Source organism: Shewanella psychrophila, assembly GCF_002005305.1.
GTDB lineage: Bacteria > Pseudomonadota > Gammaproteobacteria > Enterobacterales > Shewanellaceae > Shewanella > Shewanella psychrophila.
On sequence record NZ_CP014782.1, the window covers coordinates 5,543,783 to 5,560,212 of the forward strand.

General features: G+C 42.6%; 15 protein-coding genes. 4 read left to right on the forward strand and 11 right to left on the reverse strand.

The genetic code is table 11. From position 1 onward, the window contains the following. Positions 1 to 241 precede the first annotated feature (241 nt). Positions 242 to 1,225, forward strand: coding sequence for an ion channel (locus sps_RS24165; RefSeq protein ID WP_077754847.1), 984 nt, complete (start codon positions 242 to 244; stop codon positions 1,223 to 1,225). 117 nt (positions 1,226 to 1,342) lie between these two features. Here the strand turns inward: sps_RS24165 and chrA are convergent, their stop codons facing one another. From chrA to ohrR, 3 genes are all read right to left on the reverse strand, one after another. Further along, a complete protein-coding gene (gene chrA / locus sps_RS24170; RefSeq protein ID WP_077754848.1) occupies positions 1,343 to 2,512 on the reverse strand; it encodes a chromate efflux transporter in 1,170 nt (389 codons plus the stop codon). A gap of 317 nt (positions 2,513 to 2,829) precedes the next feature. Beyond that, positions 2,830 to 4,005: a glycerol-3-phosphate dehydrogenase/oxidase gene (locus sps_RS24175; RefSeq protein ID WP_077754849.1), complete on the reverse strand. Its 1,176-nt coding sequence runs from the start codon at positions 4,003 to 4,005 to the stop codon at positions 2,830 to 2,832. Between the two features lie 88 nt (positions 4,006 to 4,093). Further along, positions 4,094 to 4,543: a transcriptional regulator OhrR gene (gene ohrR, locus sps_RS24180; protein WP_077754850.1), complete on the reverse strand. Its 450-nt coding sequence runs from the start codon at positions 4,541 to 4,543 to the stop codon at positions 4,094 to 4,096. 381 nt (positions 4,544 to 4,924) lie between these two features. Between ohrR and sps_RS24185 the strand changes: the two genes are divergently transcribed. The 3 genes from sps_RS24185 to sps_RS24195 all read left to right on the forward strand — a co-directional run bounded on the left by sps_RS24185 (position 4,925) and on the right by sps_RS24195 (position 7,521). Continuing rightward, positions 4,925 to 5,443: an OmpA family protein gene (locus tag sps_RS24185; RefSeq protein WP_077754851.1), complete on the forward strand. Its 519-nt coding sequence runs from the start codon at positions 4,925 to 4,927 to the stop codon at positions 5,441 to 5,443. A gap of 339 nt (positions 5,444 to 5,782) precedes the next feature. After that, positions 5,783 to 7,183 carry a cytochrome C biosynthesis protein gene (locus sps_RS24190; protein WP_077754852.1) on the forward strand — a complete coding sequence of 467 codons (1,401 nt, stop codon included), beginning with the start codon at positions 5,783 to 5,785 and terminating at the stop codon, positions 7,181 to 7,183. Positions 7,184 to 7,323: 140 nt separating this feature from the next. Next, positions 7,324 to 7,521, forward strand: coding sequence for a cytoplasmic protein (locus sps_RS24195; RefSeq protein ID WP_077754853.1), 198 nt, complete (start codon positions 7,324 to 7,326; stop codon positions 7,519 to 7,521). On the opposite strand, the gene sps_RS24200 is transcribed toward sps_RS24195, so the two are convergent. From sps_RS24200 to sps_RS24235, 8 genes are all read right to left on the reverse strand, one after another. Further along, positions 7,511 to 9,130 (reverse strand): methyl-accepting chemotaxis protein, encoded by a 1,620-nt coding sequence (locus tag sps_RS24200; RefSeq protein ID WP_077754854.1) that lies wholly within the window; start codon positions 9,128 to 9,130, stop codon positions 7,511 to 7,513. The genes sps_RS24195 and sps_RS24200 overlap by 11 nt on opposite strands. A 66-nt stretch (positions 9,131 to 9,196) precedes the next feature. Beyond that, complete coding sequence (locus tag sps_RS24205) at positions 9,197 to 9,607, reverse strand: type 2 periplasmic-binding domain-containing protein (RefSeq protein ID WP_077754855.1); 411 nt, start codon at positions 9,605 to 9,607, stop codon at positions 9,197 to 9,199. Positions 9,608 to 9,617: 10 nt separating this feature from the next. Beyond that, a complete protein-coding gene (locus sps_RS24210) occupies positions 9,618 to 10,694 on the reverse strand; it encodes a porin (RefSeq protein ID WP_077755843.1) in 1,077 nt (358 codons plus the stop codon). 221 nt (positions 10,695 to 10,915) lie between these two features. After that, on the reverse strand, positions 10,916 to 12,043 hold the full coding sequence (locus sps_RS24215) for a GGDEF domain-containing protein (protein ID WP_237157938.1): 1,128 nt from the start codon (positions 12,041 to 12,043) through the stop codon (positions 10,916 to 10,918). Between the two features lie 153 nt (positions 12,044 to 12,196). Beyond that, entirely contained in the window at positions 12,197 to 13,774 is a 1,578-nt protein-coding gene (gene ahpF / locus sps_RS24220; protein ID WP_077754856.1) for an alkyl hydroperoxide reductase subunit F, read from the reverse strand. A gap of 186 nt (positions 13,775 to 13,960) precedes the next feature. After that, complete coding sequence (gene ahpC / locus sps_RS24225) at positions 13,961 to 14,530, reverse strand: alkyl hydroperoxide reductase subunit C (RefSeq protein ID WP_077754857.1); 570 nt, start codon at positions 14,528 to 14,530, stop codon at positions 13,961 to 13,963. 202 nt (positions 14,531 to 14,732) lie between these two features. Beyond that, positions 14,733 to 15,476, reverse strand: a complete 744-nt coding sequence (locus sps_RS24230; RefSeq protein ID WP_077754858.1) for a spermidine synthase — start codon at positions 15,474 to 15,476, stop codon at positions 14,733 to 14,735. 152 nt (positions 15,477 to 15,628) lie between these two features. Further along, complete coding sequence (locus sps_RS24235) at positions 15,629 to 16,366, reverse strand: dienelactone hydrolase family protein (RefSeq protein ID WP_077754859.1); 738 nt, start codon at positions 16,364 to 16,366, stop codon at positions 15,629 to 15,631. Positions 16,367 to 16,430 lie beyond the last annotated feature (64 nt).

Below are 16,430 nucleotides of genomic sequence, written 5' to 3' on the forward strand. Positions count from 1 at the left end.
TAACTTAATCGAGAGAATACGACTAGAGGCTCACAGAGATCAATTGCGCTTATTTCGAGCTTTATTTGATTAAACTTGAAAGTCGGTGGCACCGTCGCCTGTTCACTGAGCCGATAGCACTCAGTAATTAAGAGACTAGAATTTAAGCCACAATGAAAAACTTCACCTAAACTCATGCCGTATCAAATATTTAATACCCCAGGTTCATACAAAGCAGAAATCTCCTGTCTATACTTTCATCATGACAGATAAAACCCCAACATGTTGCTACCACGAAGATGAAGGTTACTCCTGCTCAGAACCTGCCCAGTCTTCAGGATTGTGTTACTGGCATGACCCAAAAATCATCAAAGATAAACCGGAAGACATAGCCAATTTAGAGCAATTTGCCCGCAATGGCGGCATGCTTAGAGGGATATGCCTCAAGCGTGCCAAGCTCCATGGAATCGATCTGGTTCGTCACCACCAAAAGACCGGCTTTGATATGACCAATGCCGAACTTTACCGTGCCGACCTACAAGAGGCTCACCTGTTCAATCTAAATCTGCATAATGCCAGTCTAATGAAGGCTGATTTGAGGGAATCCAACGTCCACTGCGCAAACTTAGTCGGCACAAATCTACTTGGCATCAAGTGGAATGGTGCCAAGATAGAGAACATCTCAATAGGCAAGAAAATAAAGCAAGAAAAGCTCGCATTAGAGGCGGATAAAGTTGGTGAAAAAGAGATTGCCAGAGATTATTTCGAGCAAGCCGAAGAGATTTACCGAGACCTGCGGAAAGCCGCCGAACGGGAAGGTTTATTTGCCATGTCAGGTGAGTATATCCGTAAAGAGCTCACCATGCGCCGTCATCAGATGCCCAAATACAGCTTCAAGCGCTTCGTCTCTAAGACCATCGACATTTTTTGTGGCTACGGTGAAGCACCGATGCGCGTTATCGGCTTCTCTATGGGGCTTATTTTAGTCTGCGCCATTCTTTACCTTTTCACCGGCCTGAGTTACGACAGTAATGTACACGTATTCAACACCGACAACGACTTCATCACCAATCTGTTTCTATTTTTTAACTGCATCTACTACTCAGTTGTTACCTTCACCACCTTAGGTTATGGCGACTTTACCCCTATTGGTTTCTCTAAGGCCATTGCGGCAATAGAAGCCTTCACGGGAAGTTTCACCATAGCCCTGTTCGTGGTGGTTTTTGTGAAGAAGATGACGAGATAAGCGAGGAATCTAGGAATCTAGGAATCTAGGAATCTAGGAAAAGATAATCAACAAATGATGCAAAATATAAAGGGGGAATGACTTTTCCCTCTTTATATTTAGCTAATCCTATTCTAGCTAGATAACGAGTAATTTAACCAATACCCCTGCCGATGCGAAGCTCAGTACCAAGAATAAAATATTTGGCTTAAACAGCTTCAAACAACCAAAACCTAATAGCACCAATGCCATGTCCAGAGGTACTTTTACCGCACTGGTAAATACTGGCATATAGAGCGCTGAAACCAAGAAACCAACCACACAGGCATTGATACCAGCTAGGCCTCCGACTACCTTAGGACGAGCACTCAGAGCGGCCCAACTCTTTAACGCCACCAACATTAATAGGAAGCCTGGCAGAAAGATGGCAAGGGTTGCCACTAAAGCACCGACGAAAGGCGATTGACTCCAAAGCTCGGCACCTAAGAAGGCAGCCAGGGCGAACATGGGACCAGGGACTGCTTGGGCTAAGGCGTACCCAGTAATGAACCTGTCACTGGTCATGGCCTCGCCAACTATGGTCTCCAATAACGGTAACACCACATGACCGCCACCAAACACCAGACTACCTGCCTGAAAAAACTGACCAAATACTTGCCCCAACTCAGCATCCATCTTGATTAAGCCTAGGGAAGTAATAAACAAGATGGCAAAGGCTGCTAACCAGCCATATCCCAAAGTGATAGGTCTAGTTGTTGCAAGAGGAAGCTCATCATTAACATCATCGGGAGAAAGATATTTAACACCTACTAAGGCTGCTACCAATAAGATCAGCATCTGGCTCATCAGTGACCCATGTAAAATCAACAGGACACAAGAGATTAACATCAGAATTTTGGCTACTTGTTTGCGACAAAACTGATTGAACATGATCCAAACGGCATCGGCAACCACCACCACGGCGAGTAACTTCAGACCATATATGGCTCCCAAAAACAAGCTATTGTCCAGCCACTGAGCGCTGGTCACTGCCAGCAAGAAGAGTAAACAAAATGAAGGGAGAGTGAAGCCCACAAAAGCGGCTAAGCCTCCGAGTAGACCACCTCTGTGATAGCCTATGGCAAACCCAACCTGACTCGAACCTGGTCCAGGCATAAACTGGCTCAATGCAACCAGACTCGCGTAATGTTTATCGTCTAGCCATTTCAAATCGCTGACAAAAGTCTGCCTGAAATAACCAATATGTGCTGCAGGACCACCAAAACTCACTAGCCCCAAAGAGAGAAAACGAACAAAGATCTGCCACATAGAGTCATTGACTGCATAAAGAAATAATAATTACCGAGAATTATATGACACCAATATGACAGATGCATGACAATAATTAATCACAAGGCAAATGACAGTCGTTAATAACAAGACGAATGACAGTAATAAAAAGATGCATGGCAGTAATTAATCACAAGGCAAATGACAGTCGTTAATAACAAGACGAATGACAGTAATAAAAAGATGCATGGCAGTAATTAATCACAAGGCGAGTGACAGTAATAAAAAGATGCATGGCAGTAGTTAATCACAAGACGAGTGACTGTAGTTAATAACGAGACCAATGACTGTAAAAGTTACAAAATAGGAGTGATATCTATATCTGCGATAGCGTCTCGTTTTCCTAATCTAGACTCCATCCATTGAACCACTTCCTTAGAGGTCGCCCTGAAGGTCGTTAATTTACCACCATAGAGCGTCATAAGCCTAGGGTGAGTAAAACTAGTCTTGAGTAATATCTCTCTTGAGCGATCGAATGAACTGCCATTGAGCTGAGGCAGCACTCTTACCCCGCAAAAAGTATCTGTAATTAAGGCTTCAAGCTGTTCAGCACTCCCCTGAGCCGGGAAGTAATGTTTATATATCCCAAGCAGGTAATAGATCTCTTCTCGCGTCGACTCAGGTTTACCGTTTAGCTCTTCCAGGACTGTTTCAGTAGTCCCGAGTAAGGTTTTCCCCTTCCAGGGCATCACAAACACCACTCTTTTATCGAAGCAAGACTCCAGATACAAGATCCCATCGGGAGCGGGAATGTCCAATAGAAGATGAGAGCCTTGCACTAAGTCAACACGCTCTTTTGCCATAGGAGGGACTAAGCTTTCTATCACATCATTGACCCAGGGACCGGCAGCATTGATAACACAAGACGCTCTTTGTACCACTAGATTATCCTGATAAAGATAACTCACCTCACAGTAGTCAGGCTTATGGACAATCACGCCACTTTCAGCATGGTTGAGGACTTGCGCCCCTAGATCCTGAGCACTTCTCACTACAGCTTGGGTCAGTGCTTTATCATCGGTCTGCGCGTCCCAGTATCTGAACACGGCTTTTAATCCTTGCAGCTTTAATCCGGTAATGTTTGACCACTCCACCGTAGGCAAGCTAGTGAACCGGCCCAGAGGATCGAATTCACTCAGTATTGAATATGCCGTTAATCCGGCACGTATCGCCCATTGGTTGCGTTGGCTCGTGTCGTAAACAGGTATGTAAAAAGGTACCGCTTTCACTAGGTGGGGCGCGAGACGAAGCAAGGCTCGACGCTCAGATAAGGAGTTTCTAACCAGAGATATTTGTCCAGTCTCGAGGTAACGCAGACCACCATGAATTAACTTGCTTGAGTTAGCAGAGGTTTGCCCACCAATGGCGCCTTTCTCGAGTAATAAGACACTGTAACCTGCTGCAGATGCACATTGAGCAATGCCAGCCCCATTGATCCCACCTCCTATGATCACAACATCTATTGTATCCATGGTTTTCTCTATTTACTCGAATAAAACCAAGATAGCACAATTATTTAACCAAAGTTTAGACCTGACCTTTCTATCATCGAGAGTCGCTTCACTTAGTTGAAGTTAGTAATTGATAGGCTTGATCACATAGGCGTTTTAATTCAGTAAAAACTGCTGGTTCCACCCCAAGTTTACATCGCATTTTCTCGGGGATTGTTGCCGCTAATTCCTCCAATGTCTTGCCTGATTGAGTAATATGCAGCACTCTAACTCTCTCATCTTTTTCACTGCGACCACGACTCACTAAACCTTTCGCCTCCAAGCGTTTAAGTAGAGGTGTCAAAGTGCCCGAATCCAAATGGAGTTTCTCCCCTAGTGTTTTCACGCTTATGCCTTGGTGCTGCCACAGTACCAACATGGCTAAATACTGAGGATAGGTAAGATCTAATTCATTCAATAATGGGCGGTATGCTCTCACCATGGCATTACTGGCACTGTACAGGGAAAAGCAGACTTGATTATCGAGTGAAAGGGGGTTGGTATCTTTTACGTTAGGCATAATAGCAAAACCACAGTGTTATATTGTGCACAATATACTTGCATATCGTGAATAAATCGACTTTTTCCATAAAAAGAAGCAAAATACACGAACAAGACTGTAAATTATCAAAATTAATTTACGCTGAGTATGCTTGCCGAAACATGTCAATAATCTGTCTTTAAACCAGTAAGCTAGAAGCGGTAAGGCTTTCGGCTCACCTCTATATTATGACACTTTAGCACTCTGCTTAAAAAACCTTCTTCTAGAAAAAACTTCAAGATTCAATGGATTGATTTTTATTCTGCATTGGCATAGATTTGCACCTAAAATTATCTATCTAGACCGTAAATCTAGTTGTCTTCAGAAGATCAACTGGGCATTGCTTCAAAGGAGTTATAAATGAAAGCAATCATATCTATCATCTGTTTACTGTTTGCAGGAAGCGCAATAGCGGAGTGTGAACAAAATACACACCTCACTGAAATCCCCTATGCTAAAAACAGCTCTTACTTTCCCAGTAAATACGCCAAACAGTTGGATGAATTAATAAAAAATACATCAGACAAATCAGGCTACTTACTACTCGAGTTTCAGATTTTAAAACATCAATCAAACGACGATGCCCGTAAATACAATATGTGGCTGGCAAATCGACGTATAGATAGAATAAAAGAATATCTGACTAATTCACATTACTCGGCACCTGTCATTAGCCGTATTTTAACGGCCAGTAACGAAGATCTCAGAGATGTCAGTATAAGTTGGTGTAATGGTGCCCAATCTAGTTCTGCGGCGACCCTAGCTGTAGCGAATCAGCAACTCCCTCTTAAAGAGGATAGCCTAGGCGCCATTCACTCAGAAGGTGATGCTTCAATCGATGGTGAGACGCATATAGACACGACTTCAGGCTCTCGCTAGAATTTGAGATTGACCATAATGCCAATAACTTGATAAGCGGACTTATTTAACCCGCTTATTGAACTGATTTTAAGGCTGGATAAGTGAATAAACCTTACCCCATATCCAGCCAAGGCGAATAAAAAAGGCTTAGAGAACTATCCACATAAAATTCCAATCAATGTGACCATAAGTTAAAACCTTATGCCGTTAACCAGCCTCAGTTCCCATTTTCCTATGATTCGAGATTCCTGTTGCAAGTCTTGAATGCGGATGTATCCCCCAAGACAAAGATAAGTAAGATATTTATTGTGATATCAGTTTCAACGATAAAATCTAGCGCATCCCACTGGAGGGTACATGGCTAAAGCATTATTCGTACTTATGATTTTCTGCCTCGGCTCATTTTCAACTTTAGCCAATACATCGATAACACCACAAGAGAGCAGCCAAGATTCTACCTGGCATTACATTAATCAAGATGGTGAGCTCAAAATTAAGCTCTATTTTTTCTGGTCAAAGACATGTCCTCACTGCGCAGAAGCCCACCCTTTCATAGATTCACTGCCAAAACGCTATCCTTGGGTCGAGGTTGAATCTCATCTGGTGTCAGCTCCTAACACCATGGATATTTGGCAAGAGATTGCTAAGAAGACTCAAGTTGCAGCTCGCTCAGTTCCTTATATCGCAGCTTGTGATTTGGCAACCGTTGGCTATAGCAGTGAAGCAGTCACAGGCAAGTACCTGCTCGATAACTTGAAAGCTTGCTACCGCACCTTAGGTGGCACCGTTATCGATAACGATCCGGCCCCTGCTATAGATGAGCAAGAGAACACGCCTCTCTTTGGTACATGCAGCGATACCAGCGCAGGTCCGGGAAATGGCGGAACATGCGATTTAGGTTCAGAAACAGCCCCCAAAAGTCAGGTCCAACCCATAGAGCTCCCTTTAATAGGAGTAGTTGCACCGGAAAAGCTCTCCCTACCTCTACTGACCGTAGTACTTGCGGGTGTCGATGCCTTTAATCCCTGCGCATTCTTTGTTTTACTCTTCCTGCTATCAATCATGGTTAATGCTAAAAGTAAAACACGTATGCTGATAGTTGGCGGTATATTTGTCTTCTTCTCTGGCTTTATCTACTTCCTGTTTATGATTGCCTGGCTCAATATTTTTACGCTTCTTGGCGCAGGCAGTGATGGTAGTTTAATCATCTTAGGGGCGGGGATTTTAGCCTTCATTGCAGGAGTCATTAATATCAAGGATTACTTCTTCACCAAGGGAGAAGTTACACTGTCCATGTCAGCCAAAAACCGCACTGGCTTAATAAAACGTATGGGGAAATTGACCAATGTCAGCTCTATGGCTGCCATGATTGGCGGTACTGTGATCTTATCTATTCTAGCTAACGCCTATGAGTTACTTTGTACCGCAGGCTTCCCGATGATCTATACCAGTGTACTTTCTATGCACGATCTCCCAGACATAGAGCGCTATCTGTATCTCGTTTTCTATAACCTAGTCTATGTTATTCCTCTGGCAATCATTGTCATCGTCTTTAGTGCCACAATGGGAAAACGTAAACTCACAGAGAAAGAGGGTCAGACACTTAAGTTGATGTCAGGCATTATGATGCTAGGTATGGGCATTATGTTGGCTATAGATCCCGTCTCGCTACAAAGCCCCCTTGTAGCCATTATGCTAATTGCAGGCTCTATTCTATTGAGCTTCATCATTACCTTGGTGAAAAAATTTTTAAAATAAATGAATTGGCCGTTATTTAACGGCCAAATTTAACTAAAAAGACAATTCAAAAACAGACAAAAATAATGCTCAATATTTAGCTAAGCGGGCCGATAGTTCTTTATTGGTTACAAATCCTAAAACAAAAGCGAGGCATATCGATGGCAATTTCTTTAGGCACTACGAATCTCGAGCCGCAATTAAGTAGCGGAGGCACAATAGTTAAAGTTGCTCAACTGGCTAAGGAACAGCAAAAAGCTGAAGGAGAAATTGCACTTCAATTGATTGAGGCGGCTAGCCCTGCTCCACAAAGCGCACCAGTAGGAAACAGTGGTCACAATATCAACATTACAGCTTAAACTGTGATGTTGAATGCTGCAAATCATCAGCAAAGTTTGACAGCCCTTCCGACACTTCTTTGACCTCAGATAAGATCTGCAGCGTCTGCTCAAAAGATGCATTCATATCTATGACGTTTTCAACGACTTGTGAAGCTACAGAAGACTGCTCATCCGTTGCTGTTGCTATCTGAGTGTTCATTCCATTAATACTTACTATCTGCCGCTGTATAGAATCTAGTGCTTGACCAGTATTCTGAGCATTAGCTTCGTTCTCGTTAGAACGGCTCATCGCGTTACCCATAGTCGATACCGATGATTCAGCGGCAACCTTTAAACGAGATAACACCTCTCGAATTTCTTTAGTTGCATCAGCCGTTTTTGAGGCAAGCGCTCTAACCTCATCTGCAACCACAGCAAAACCCCTTCCTTGCTCCCCAGCTCTCGCCGCTTCGATGGCAGCATTTAAAGCTAATAAATTAGTCTGTTCTGCAATCGAGGTAATCACATTCAAAATAGTATTAACACTTTCAGTATCTTTCGCTAACTCATTGATAGCCGTTGAAGCCAACTCAATTTCCTTGTTTAATTCTTGAGATATATCTATCGTTCTCTGTACTACAGCCATCCCCTCCTTTGCCTCTTTTTCGGCTACCTGTGCAGCATCTGCTGCTTGATTTGCACTATGGGAAATATCCGTAACAGAATGCTTCATCTCCTCCATTGACTGCTGAACAACCCCCGCATCCCGGCTTTGCTCCTGTGTTGCAGCTGACGCCACTTCCATTTTATTTTGTAGAGTATGTGCACTCTTAAGTAGGGGATCCGTTACGTTAACAACTTGTCTGATAGCACCGGCTAAAAGGTTCAAAAAACGATTAAAGTTATTGGAAACTTGCCCTAACTCATCATCACCCAAAACGGTGAGCTGATGGGACAGGTCTCCCTTTCCATCGGCAAGTTCGGCTAAAGAATTGGCAACACTTTTAGCTGAATGGCTGATTGACCTAGCGATTATGATTGTGACAACAGCCATGACAAACAAAAGTATGGCTCCGATAGAAACCGTCAACCATAGGCTCTTCTCTGAACGTTCTCCCGCTTCATTTATTGCATCCTTGAACTCTATAACCTTATCGGTTTGATAGGTTTTCACTTGAGCCAAAGTTGATTCGTAAGCTTGGGTTTTATCCTGAATAATCTGACCAATATTGGCCATGTCTATTGTTCCTTCCAACATCCCTTTCGCTAAAGTCAATGTCAAACCATTATAGGTATCCAATTGAAGAGCTAACGACTGCAATGAACTTCGGCTAGAAACATCTAAACTTTGTAATTGCTTCATGTTTTCAGATAAAGACTGATAAGCTTCTTCTGCATTTGCCAAGAGATCTTCATCAGCAAATGAAACAGATTGAGTATAGAGTTCGTCTAGGCGTTGGATAAACATTACATTCTCATTGGCCAGCTCAACTCGCTTATAAATTTTCTCTTCCATATAAGAAAGTGTTTCACGGTTTTTATTAATAGAAACAATGCTAATGCTCAGAGTCGTCACAAAAATGATGACTGAAAGGACAAAGATAGCCCCAATTTTTTTAAAGATAGAAATATTGTTAAACCACTTCATTCTCAACCCCTAGCTAGGCTGGAGTCCCCTCCAACCTTTAGGTTTATGTCGATAAATCACATAGCGTTAGAATTCAGCAACAACTTTAACGCTATCGTTTACATTACTACTATCAATATAGCCAATAATATTAGGGTTAGATGAAACCAATTTCATCACTTCATCATCATTTGCAAGCTCTTTCGGTGGAGTGCCTTTGCCAGTAAACACTTTCTTAGACCAATAAGACTTCAACTGACTCGATGATTTACCTAAAACATTAGAGTCAAAATCACCTCGGCTCGCTTGTCCTACCTCCAAGTTAACAGGAACTGCTTGAGCCCCCCCAGGAAACCTTTTAGTCTTACCCAGATATAGATTTGAAATACTTTTCTTATCTAAGGCATCAGCATTATCCGGATGGACTATCACAGCGATACCCGCTAAAGCTTGTAACGAGAACAAACTTAATAGGATTGAGCAACATAATTTTTTCATCTTCTCTCTCCTAGAATACGAGGTCTACACCAAAACTGAATGATTCTGAATCACCCGCAACTTTCAGACCCGGGCCACCATTATCTTTCACTTCATCATATTGAACCTTAAATGCTGCGGATGGATGGAAATCCCAGCGAACACCGACAGAAGTCGTATTGTGCACTTCACCTCCTTCCCCGTCGTCAAAGTCCGAATAGCTCGCATAAGGCAAGAAATCACCAAACCTATAGCCGAAGGTCACCATATAAGTGTCAAGATCTGTACCAGAAAGATCTAAGCGATTAATTTCAGTCAATAACATCCAACTTTCATATTCCACATTGACTGAAAGACCATAGAACTTCCCCTTACGCTCAGTACTTCCATCCCACGTTTGTTGCTCTCCACCAATATATCGCTCATTGGTATACTGCATATGAGTCAGACGTATATCTAACCAATCGTAATTAAGCTGAACCACTAACCCGCCGATATCTTTCCAGATTTCACGGGTCGCCTCGCCAAAGAAAAACTCTGACAACAGCTTATTTGGCTCATCATCTTCACTACCGTAATAGAGTTGACCTGACATAGTCCAATCACCTATTAAGTAGTTATACAAAGCACTCAAACCGGTATAATTAAAAATTTGCCACGTGTAGTTATCAGCTGGTGGACGAACCCATGGATAGGCATAACCGACATCGAAGAAATCACTATAATAATATAATGGGAGCCTCTTTTTACCGCCTTGCACAGTCCAATTATCATTGACCTCATAGGAGATGTAAGCCCATTCAAAATCGACATCGAAGTCATTAGCCCCACGAGAAACTAACTGAGCCGTTGCAGATAAACCATCCAGTAAGTCTGCTGAAAATTGCAAACCAAAAAGACTATCAGGTTCAAAACTAATTTCCTCTTCATAGGCCCCAACAAGAGGGTAATCGGCTAGAAATGTGGGAGGGAGATCAAACTCGTCAACCCCAGTACCATCAATCACTTTCCCCCCAACAATTGAAGCAAAACCAGAGATACGAACTTCTGCTAGCGCTGGAGAAGCAAGTAGCAGAACACCAAGACTGACTGCTAGTTTATGTTTCATAAAAAAACCTTTTAAGTTAGGCATATCCGCTTTAAGACTAGAACAGATGCATTAGCCTGCAACTTATTTGCAACACTTTAAGGAACCAAACTAAAAAGGTATTGTCTAATAGCACCCATATGGATTGAGCTAAAGACAGTTAATCTATTGAATTATAGACGATATAAAAAAAACACCTAAAAAGGTTAAATTTTAAGCTAAATTAACTTTCCATATTGAATTCACACTGCTTTGAAACAGTCTCTGCCACTTTTCTTTGCCAGATAAAGTTGCTTATCGGCCTCAGCGACTAACTCATCTAACAGTATCCCCTCTTGCCACTGGCACACTCCCTGGGAAACGGTTATGTATTCACTTATATCAGAATCTGGATGGGGGATCTTTACCGCTGATAGAGCTGTTCTCAGTTTTTCTGCAATACGACAGGCACCACTTTTATCTGTATCCGGAAGTAACATAACAAACTCTTCGCCGCCATAACGAGCCGCTAGATCTCTTGGGCGATTAGCAACATCAGTGAGCACTTTAGCTAAGGCAACTAAGCAATCATCACCTACTTGATGACCTAAACTATCATTTAGTTTTTTAAAATAATCGACATCAATTAAGATCATACAAAGTGGGTGATTATTCCGTTCTGATGCTCTGATCTCTTGAGATAAAATCTCATCAAAATGACGGCGATTACTGATATTTGTCAATCCATCGATTAGCGCCATTCTCCTGAAATGCTTTAACAAATATTGCTTCTCGATATCTCTGACTACCGCAGTCTTAAACCAAGTGTAAAGTATCTTCTGGCCCGTAATTACAATGGCAAAAAAACAAATAAACTTAGTTAATGGAAAAAAGTAATTATCTGGGATCTCTGTTACCCGCAGAAAAAAACTCAATAACATCAAAGGCAACACCCCCATTAACATTATTTTTCTATCGACAAATAAAGCAATGGCAAAAGTAAATACTAGTACATCTACGATCGATTCGACGCCAGCCAGAGCCGCATTGCCTGCAAAGATCTCTTCTGAGCTATCAAAAATCATCCAAATCAAAAACAACCAACTGAACTCTAAAGAACAGAGATAGGCTAATAATGCATTGTTGGATATTTCATCGGTTGAATAAACTCGTATCACTACTGCTGCCAGCAAAATAGTGAGGAAAACAGGCATCATGTATAAGACGATATTCGATGCGAGCAATACTTTAGACGTTTGCAAGGCTATATTTGCTAGCATAGCAATCAAAATAAAAATAGACATCGACGCCGCCCACTTCCCCCCATTAATGAGGTAAAGGTGACACTCTTTTTTTAGCTGCGTTTCCGATGAGGGCATCTTTAAATCCATATAGAAACCTTGCCTTGTTTAAAATTGGGCTCAGTTATAAGCTTACAACTTTTCCACTTACAAGCTTTAAAAATAAGATTATAAATGGACATAAAAAAACAGCCAACGATTAACGTTGACTGTTTTCATTTAAACTAAGTGAAAATTAAAGAGTTAAGCGGCATTCGCTTGTTCGGGTACACTATGTCGAATCAAGTAATCGAAGGCCCCTAGTGATGCTGTAGCGCCACTGCCCATGGCGATGATGATCTGCTTATAAGGAGTATTAGTCACATCCCCAGCAGCAAATATGCCAGGTATAGATGTCTGTCCACGCTCATCTACAACTATTTCCCCTCTCGGTGTTAGATCTATCACACCTTTAAGCCATTCGGTGTTAGGAATTAAACCTATCTGAACAAAGATACCAGCCAGCTCTATACTGTGCTGCTCATCCGTGGCTCTATCTGTGTAGTTAAGTCCGTTGACTCGTGACCCATCACCAAGAACCTCAGTTGTCATGGCTTGAGTAATGATGGTGATATTGTCCATAGATGCTGCCTTTCTCTGCAGCACATCATCAGCTCTAAGCTTAATATCAAATTCCAGTACAGTAACATGCTCAACAATATTAGCTAAATCAATTGCCGCTTCGATACCCGAATTACCACCACCTATGACAGCAACTCGCTTTCCTTTGAACAAGGGACCATCACAGTGTGGACAGTAAGCCACACCTTTACCACGATACGCTTGCTCGCCTGGGACATTCATTTCACGCCATCTCGCGCCAGTGGCGAGTAGCAAAGTTTGGCTTTTTAGTATCGCACCATTTTCAAGCGTTAGTTCATGATAAGGATTTAGCCCTTGGCTTGGAGTCAACTTAGTTCCACGTTGATTGTCCATCACGTCAACATCATATTCACGTACATGGGACTCAAGGTTTGCAACCAGCTTAGGCCCTTCGGTCGCCTTGACTGAAATAAAGTTTTCGATAGCCACAGTTTCAGCCACTTGACCACCAAACTTATCGGCAACAACACCAGTGCTTAAACCTTTACGTGCCGAGTAGATTGCTGCGGCCGCACCAGCAGGTCCGCCGCCAACTACTAGCATATCGAAAACATCTTTCTGTGCTAATTGTTCAGCCTGACGAGTCACAGCCCCGGTATCAATTTTATTGAGGATTTCAACTAAACTGATCCTTCCCTGTGCGAAAGGTTCGCCATTTAGATAAACAGAAGGTACCGCTAAGATGTCACGCTCAAACACTTCAGTCTGAAAAAGCGCACCGTCTATCATCACATTGGTAATATTCGGATTGACTGCAGCCATCATATTCAATGCCTGAACGACATCGGGACAATTTTGACAGCTTAAAGAAACATAGGTCTCGAAATGATATTCACCTGGTAGCGCTTTGATCTGAGCGATAACATTATCATCTAACTTCAGTGGGTGTCCGCCAGTATGCAGTAATGCCAATACTAGTGAGGTAAATTCATGACCCATAGGCAAGCCAGCGAAAGTAATGCTTGTGCCTGTGTCGACACTTGTCACCTTCATTGATGGCATACGCTCACCTTGAACTTCTGACACAGTGACTAATTCAGACAAACTATCAATATCTTGCGCCAGTGACTTAAGTTCCAGTGCCTTAGGGCTATCATCTGCAGACACGGCAAGTTCAACTGGACGCTTGAGGTTTTGCAGATAGGTTTTCAGTTGATTTTTAAGATTCGTATCCAACATGATGACTCCTAGAAAAATACAATTAGTTCTATAAATGATTGGTTTTATAAAAGTTGGGAGTTTGCTAGCCCGAACCTGAAAGGGGGTGGTTCGAACAGCAAAAGAGATAAAGGCCGACTAAAGTGAAACCTCCACTTTAGTCCCGGTAGCCAAGAGGAGAATCAAAGCTACCGGATTTAAGTCAGTTTAGATTTTACCGACTAAGTCTAGAGATGGTGCAAGAGTATCTGCACCTGGCTGCCATGCAGCTGGACATACTTCACCGTCGTGAGTTGCTACATATTGAGCAGCTTGAATCTTACGAACTAGTTCAGCAGCACTACGGCCTATTCCAAGGTCATGAACTTCGCTAACCTTGATTTGACCTTCAGGATTAATAACGAATGTGCCACGTAGTGCCAAACCATCTTCTTCAATCATCACACCGAAGTTACGTGTGATTGCGCCAGTTGGGTCACCGATCATTGGGTACTGGATCTTGTTGATAGTATCTGAAGTATCGTGCCATGCTTTATGTGTGAAGTGTGTGTCGGTAGATACTGAGTAAACTTCAACACCCATCTCTTGCAATTTAGCGTAATGGTCAGCCATGTCGCCAAGTTCAGTTGGACATACAAAAGTGAAATCTGCTGGGTAGAAGAAAACAACTGACCACTTGCCTAGTAAATCTTTGTCTGTAACCGGGACAAACTCACCCTTGTGAAAAGCGGTTGCAGAGAAAGGCTTGATTTCAGTGTTGATAATAGATTGGTTCATTGAATGCTCCGTAAATAGTAATAAAATCTTTGTCCTAACGTTCAAATGAATCGTCAGTTCGTTTTCGATATGAAGATATTAACCAAGGAGACAAATTAAATATAACGGATAAAAGCTATTATCCTAATCGATTTTTCAGAACCTGGTGGTTATGAGATCCACTATAGGAGTTAGGCCTATGAATAAGCCGCGTATAGTTAGGCTACTCCCACAGGTCAAATCGCGTCAGGGAGCGACCAAGGGAGAAGTCTAGCTGTTGTGACAAAGAGTGAGCCTTGGACTTTAATCCTGCACTACTGAGCTCACGTTTCGTTTTACCAGCAAACACCACCCAGTTACCGCCTCCGGTCAAGCAAGCCCTAACCTCGCAAAAATGTTGTTGCAAATGACTCAATAGCACACGATTGTGGCTATGTTCCTTCCAGCAGTTTAATACCAGATAACCATCGGTTTTAATCAAGGTTGCAGCATTGGCAATAAAGGCCTCAGATAGCTGATTTTCATCGACACCATCTGCACCATAGATATCGGCAAAAATAATATCGGCTTTCTTATGATCGCCTTGCTCGAGAAACTGATTGGCATCTTGATGGATAATCGACAGCTTTTTACCGATTGGCAATTGAAAGTAACGCCTAGCTAACTCAATAACTTGAGCCCTTAACTCTACCGCGGTGACCTTAATGCCAGTGTCGAATCGACGCAGTGCATGAATTAACCCGCCACCGCCTAGACCTAAGATGATGACTCGCTTTGGCTTGATAAATAGCAGGACTAACAACATGGCCTGGATATAAGTATGCTGAGGAATGTGAGGCTCGGACTTAAGTAACTTGCTCTGCTCATCATTATCGCCGAATGACAATACCCGCATATGTTTATCATCTAGAACAATAAGTGGACCGTGCTCATCTTGGCTTTCGTGGAGGATCTGTTCGTCTTGCATCAATTGGAGGCTTGGAGGGGATTGGCCGAGTATTATACGAATAGCGGGTCATGAAAGGAAATATTTAAATCCAAGCCGACACTTCATCAATAAACATAAGATGAAGTGCCCATTATCGCTTTTTTGAGATTATAAGGGAGGCGTTAAGTAGATTACCTTAATAAACGATGAAAGAAGTCGACAGCTTGAGCATACATCTGCATAGCAAGAGCTGGATCGTACCTATCTGCACCATCACGCATAAAGGCGTGCTCGGCATTAACTTCTAGCCAAGTGAAATTTCGGTCTGCCTCTTCCAGTTTAGCGTAAATCAACTTGCGCCCTTCGCCAGACACATGGGGATCTTGCTTGCCCCAAACCATCACTAATTCACCCTGAATGTCTTGAGTACGACTCAGGGAGTCATTGCCAACCTGACAAGGAAGCGTGTTGGAATGGATATCTGTAGCATAGAGGCAGAATGCGGCGGAGACATCAGGGTTAAGCGCGGCGCGGTAAGCTAAATGTCCACCGATACAGACCCCCATACTTCCAACCTGACTGGTGCAAAATTCTTGGCTTCTGGCGAAGCTGACCAAAGCTTCAACGTCTGAATCATGGGTCTCTAGCGGTTTAGCAAACTTGTCTTCATTGCCCTTATCTTTACCTGCATCATCATAAGCCAATATTGTACCGATAGGATTCAACTCATGAAATACCTCTGGCACCAGTACGACGAAGCCATGACCAGCCAAGATAGCTGCGGCCCTTGCTATGGGAGCCGTTTGCTGAAAAATTTCTGAATAAAAAATAATCGTAGCAAACACCCCATCCTCTTTTGGGCGATAAAGATAAGTTCGCATCAAACCTGTGTTAGTTGGAATATCATGAACTTCTTGTTTTACCATCATGGTGTTAGTTTCCTTTTGCTATCATTTACTAAATTGCTCAGTCAGCAATCATGCTGCCATGTGA

What these genes read in the sequence shown, in the direction of transcription:
- sps_RS24210 (WP_077755843.1), bottom strand. Translation starts at nt 10,694, where the DNA reads ATGAAACATAAACTAGCAGTCAGTCTTGGTGTTCTGCTACTTGCTTCT.
- ohrR (WP_077754850.1), bottom strand. Translation starts at nt 4,543, where the DNA reads ATGCCTAACGTAAAAGATACCAACCCCCTTTCACTCGATAATCAAGTC.
- sps_RS24205 (WP_077754855.1), bottom strand. Translation starts at nt 9,607, where the DNA reads ATGAAAAAATTATGTTGCTCAATCCTATTAAGTTTGTTCTCGTTACAA.
- sps_RS24165 (WP_077754847.1), top strand. Translation starts at nt 242, where the DNA reads ATGACAGATAAAACCCCAACATGTTGCTACCACGAAGATGAAGGTTAC.
- sps_RS24185 (WP_077754851.1), top strand. Translation starts at nt 4,925, where the DNA reads ATGAAAGCAATCATATCTATCATCTGTTTACTGTTTGCAGGAAGCGCA.
- sps_RS24190 (WP_077754852.1), top strand. Translation starts at nt 5,783, where the DNA reads ATGGCTAAAGCATTATTCGTACTTATGATTTTCTGCCTCGGCTCATTT.
- sps_RS24235 (WP_077754859.1), bottom strand. Translation starts at nt 16,366, where the DNA reads ATGATGGTAAAACAAGAAGTTCATGATATTCCAACTAACACAGGTTTG.
- sps_RS24175 (WP_077754849.1), bottom strand. Translation starts at nt 4,005, where the DNA reads ATGGATACAATAGATGTTGTGATCATAGGAGGTGGGATCAATGGGGCT.
- ahpC (WP_077754857.1), bottom strand. Translation starts at nt 14,530, where the DNA reads ATGAACCAATCTATTATCAACACTGAAATCAAGCCTTTCTCTGCAACC.
- sps_RS24215 (WP_237157938.1), bottom strand. Translation starts at nt 12,043, where the DNA reads ATGGATTTAAAGATGCCCTCATCGGAAACGCAGCTAAAAAAAGAGTGT.
- ahpF (WP_077754856.1), bottom strand. Translation starts at nt 13,774, where the DNA reads ATGTTGGATACGAATCTTAAAAATCAACTGAAAACCTATCTGCAAAAC.
- chrA (WP_077754848.1), bottom strand. Translation starts at nt 2,512, where the DNA reads ATGTGGCAGATCTTTGTTCGTTTTCTCTCTTTGGGGCTAGTGAGTTTT.
- sps_RS24230 (WP_077754858.1), bottom strand. Translation starts at nt 15,476, where the DNA reads ATGCAAGACGAACAGATCCTCCACGAAAGCCAAGATGAGCACGGTCCA.
- sps_RS24195 (WP_077754853.1), top strand. Translation starts at nt 7,324, where the DNA reads ATGGCAATTTCTTTAGGCACTACGAATCTCGAGCCGCAATTAAGTAGC.
- sps_RS24200 (WP_077754854.1), bottom strand. Translation starts at nt 9,130, where the DNA reads ATGAAGTGGTTTAACAATATTTCTATCTTTAAAAAAATTGGGGCTATC.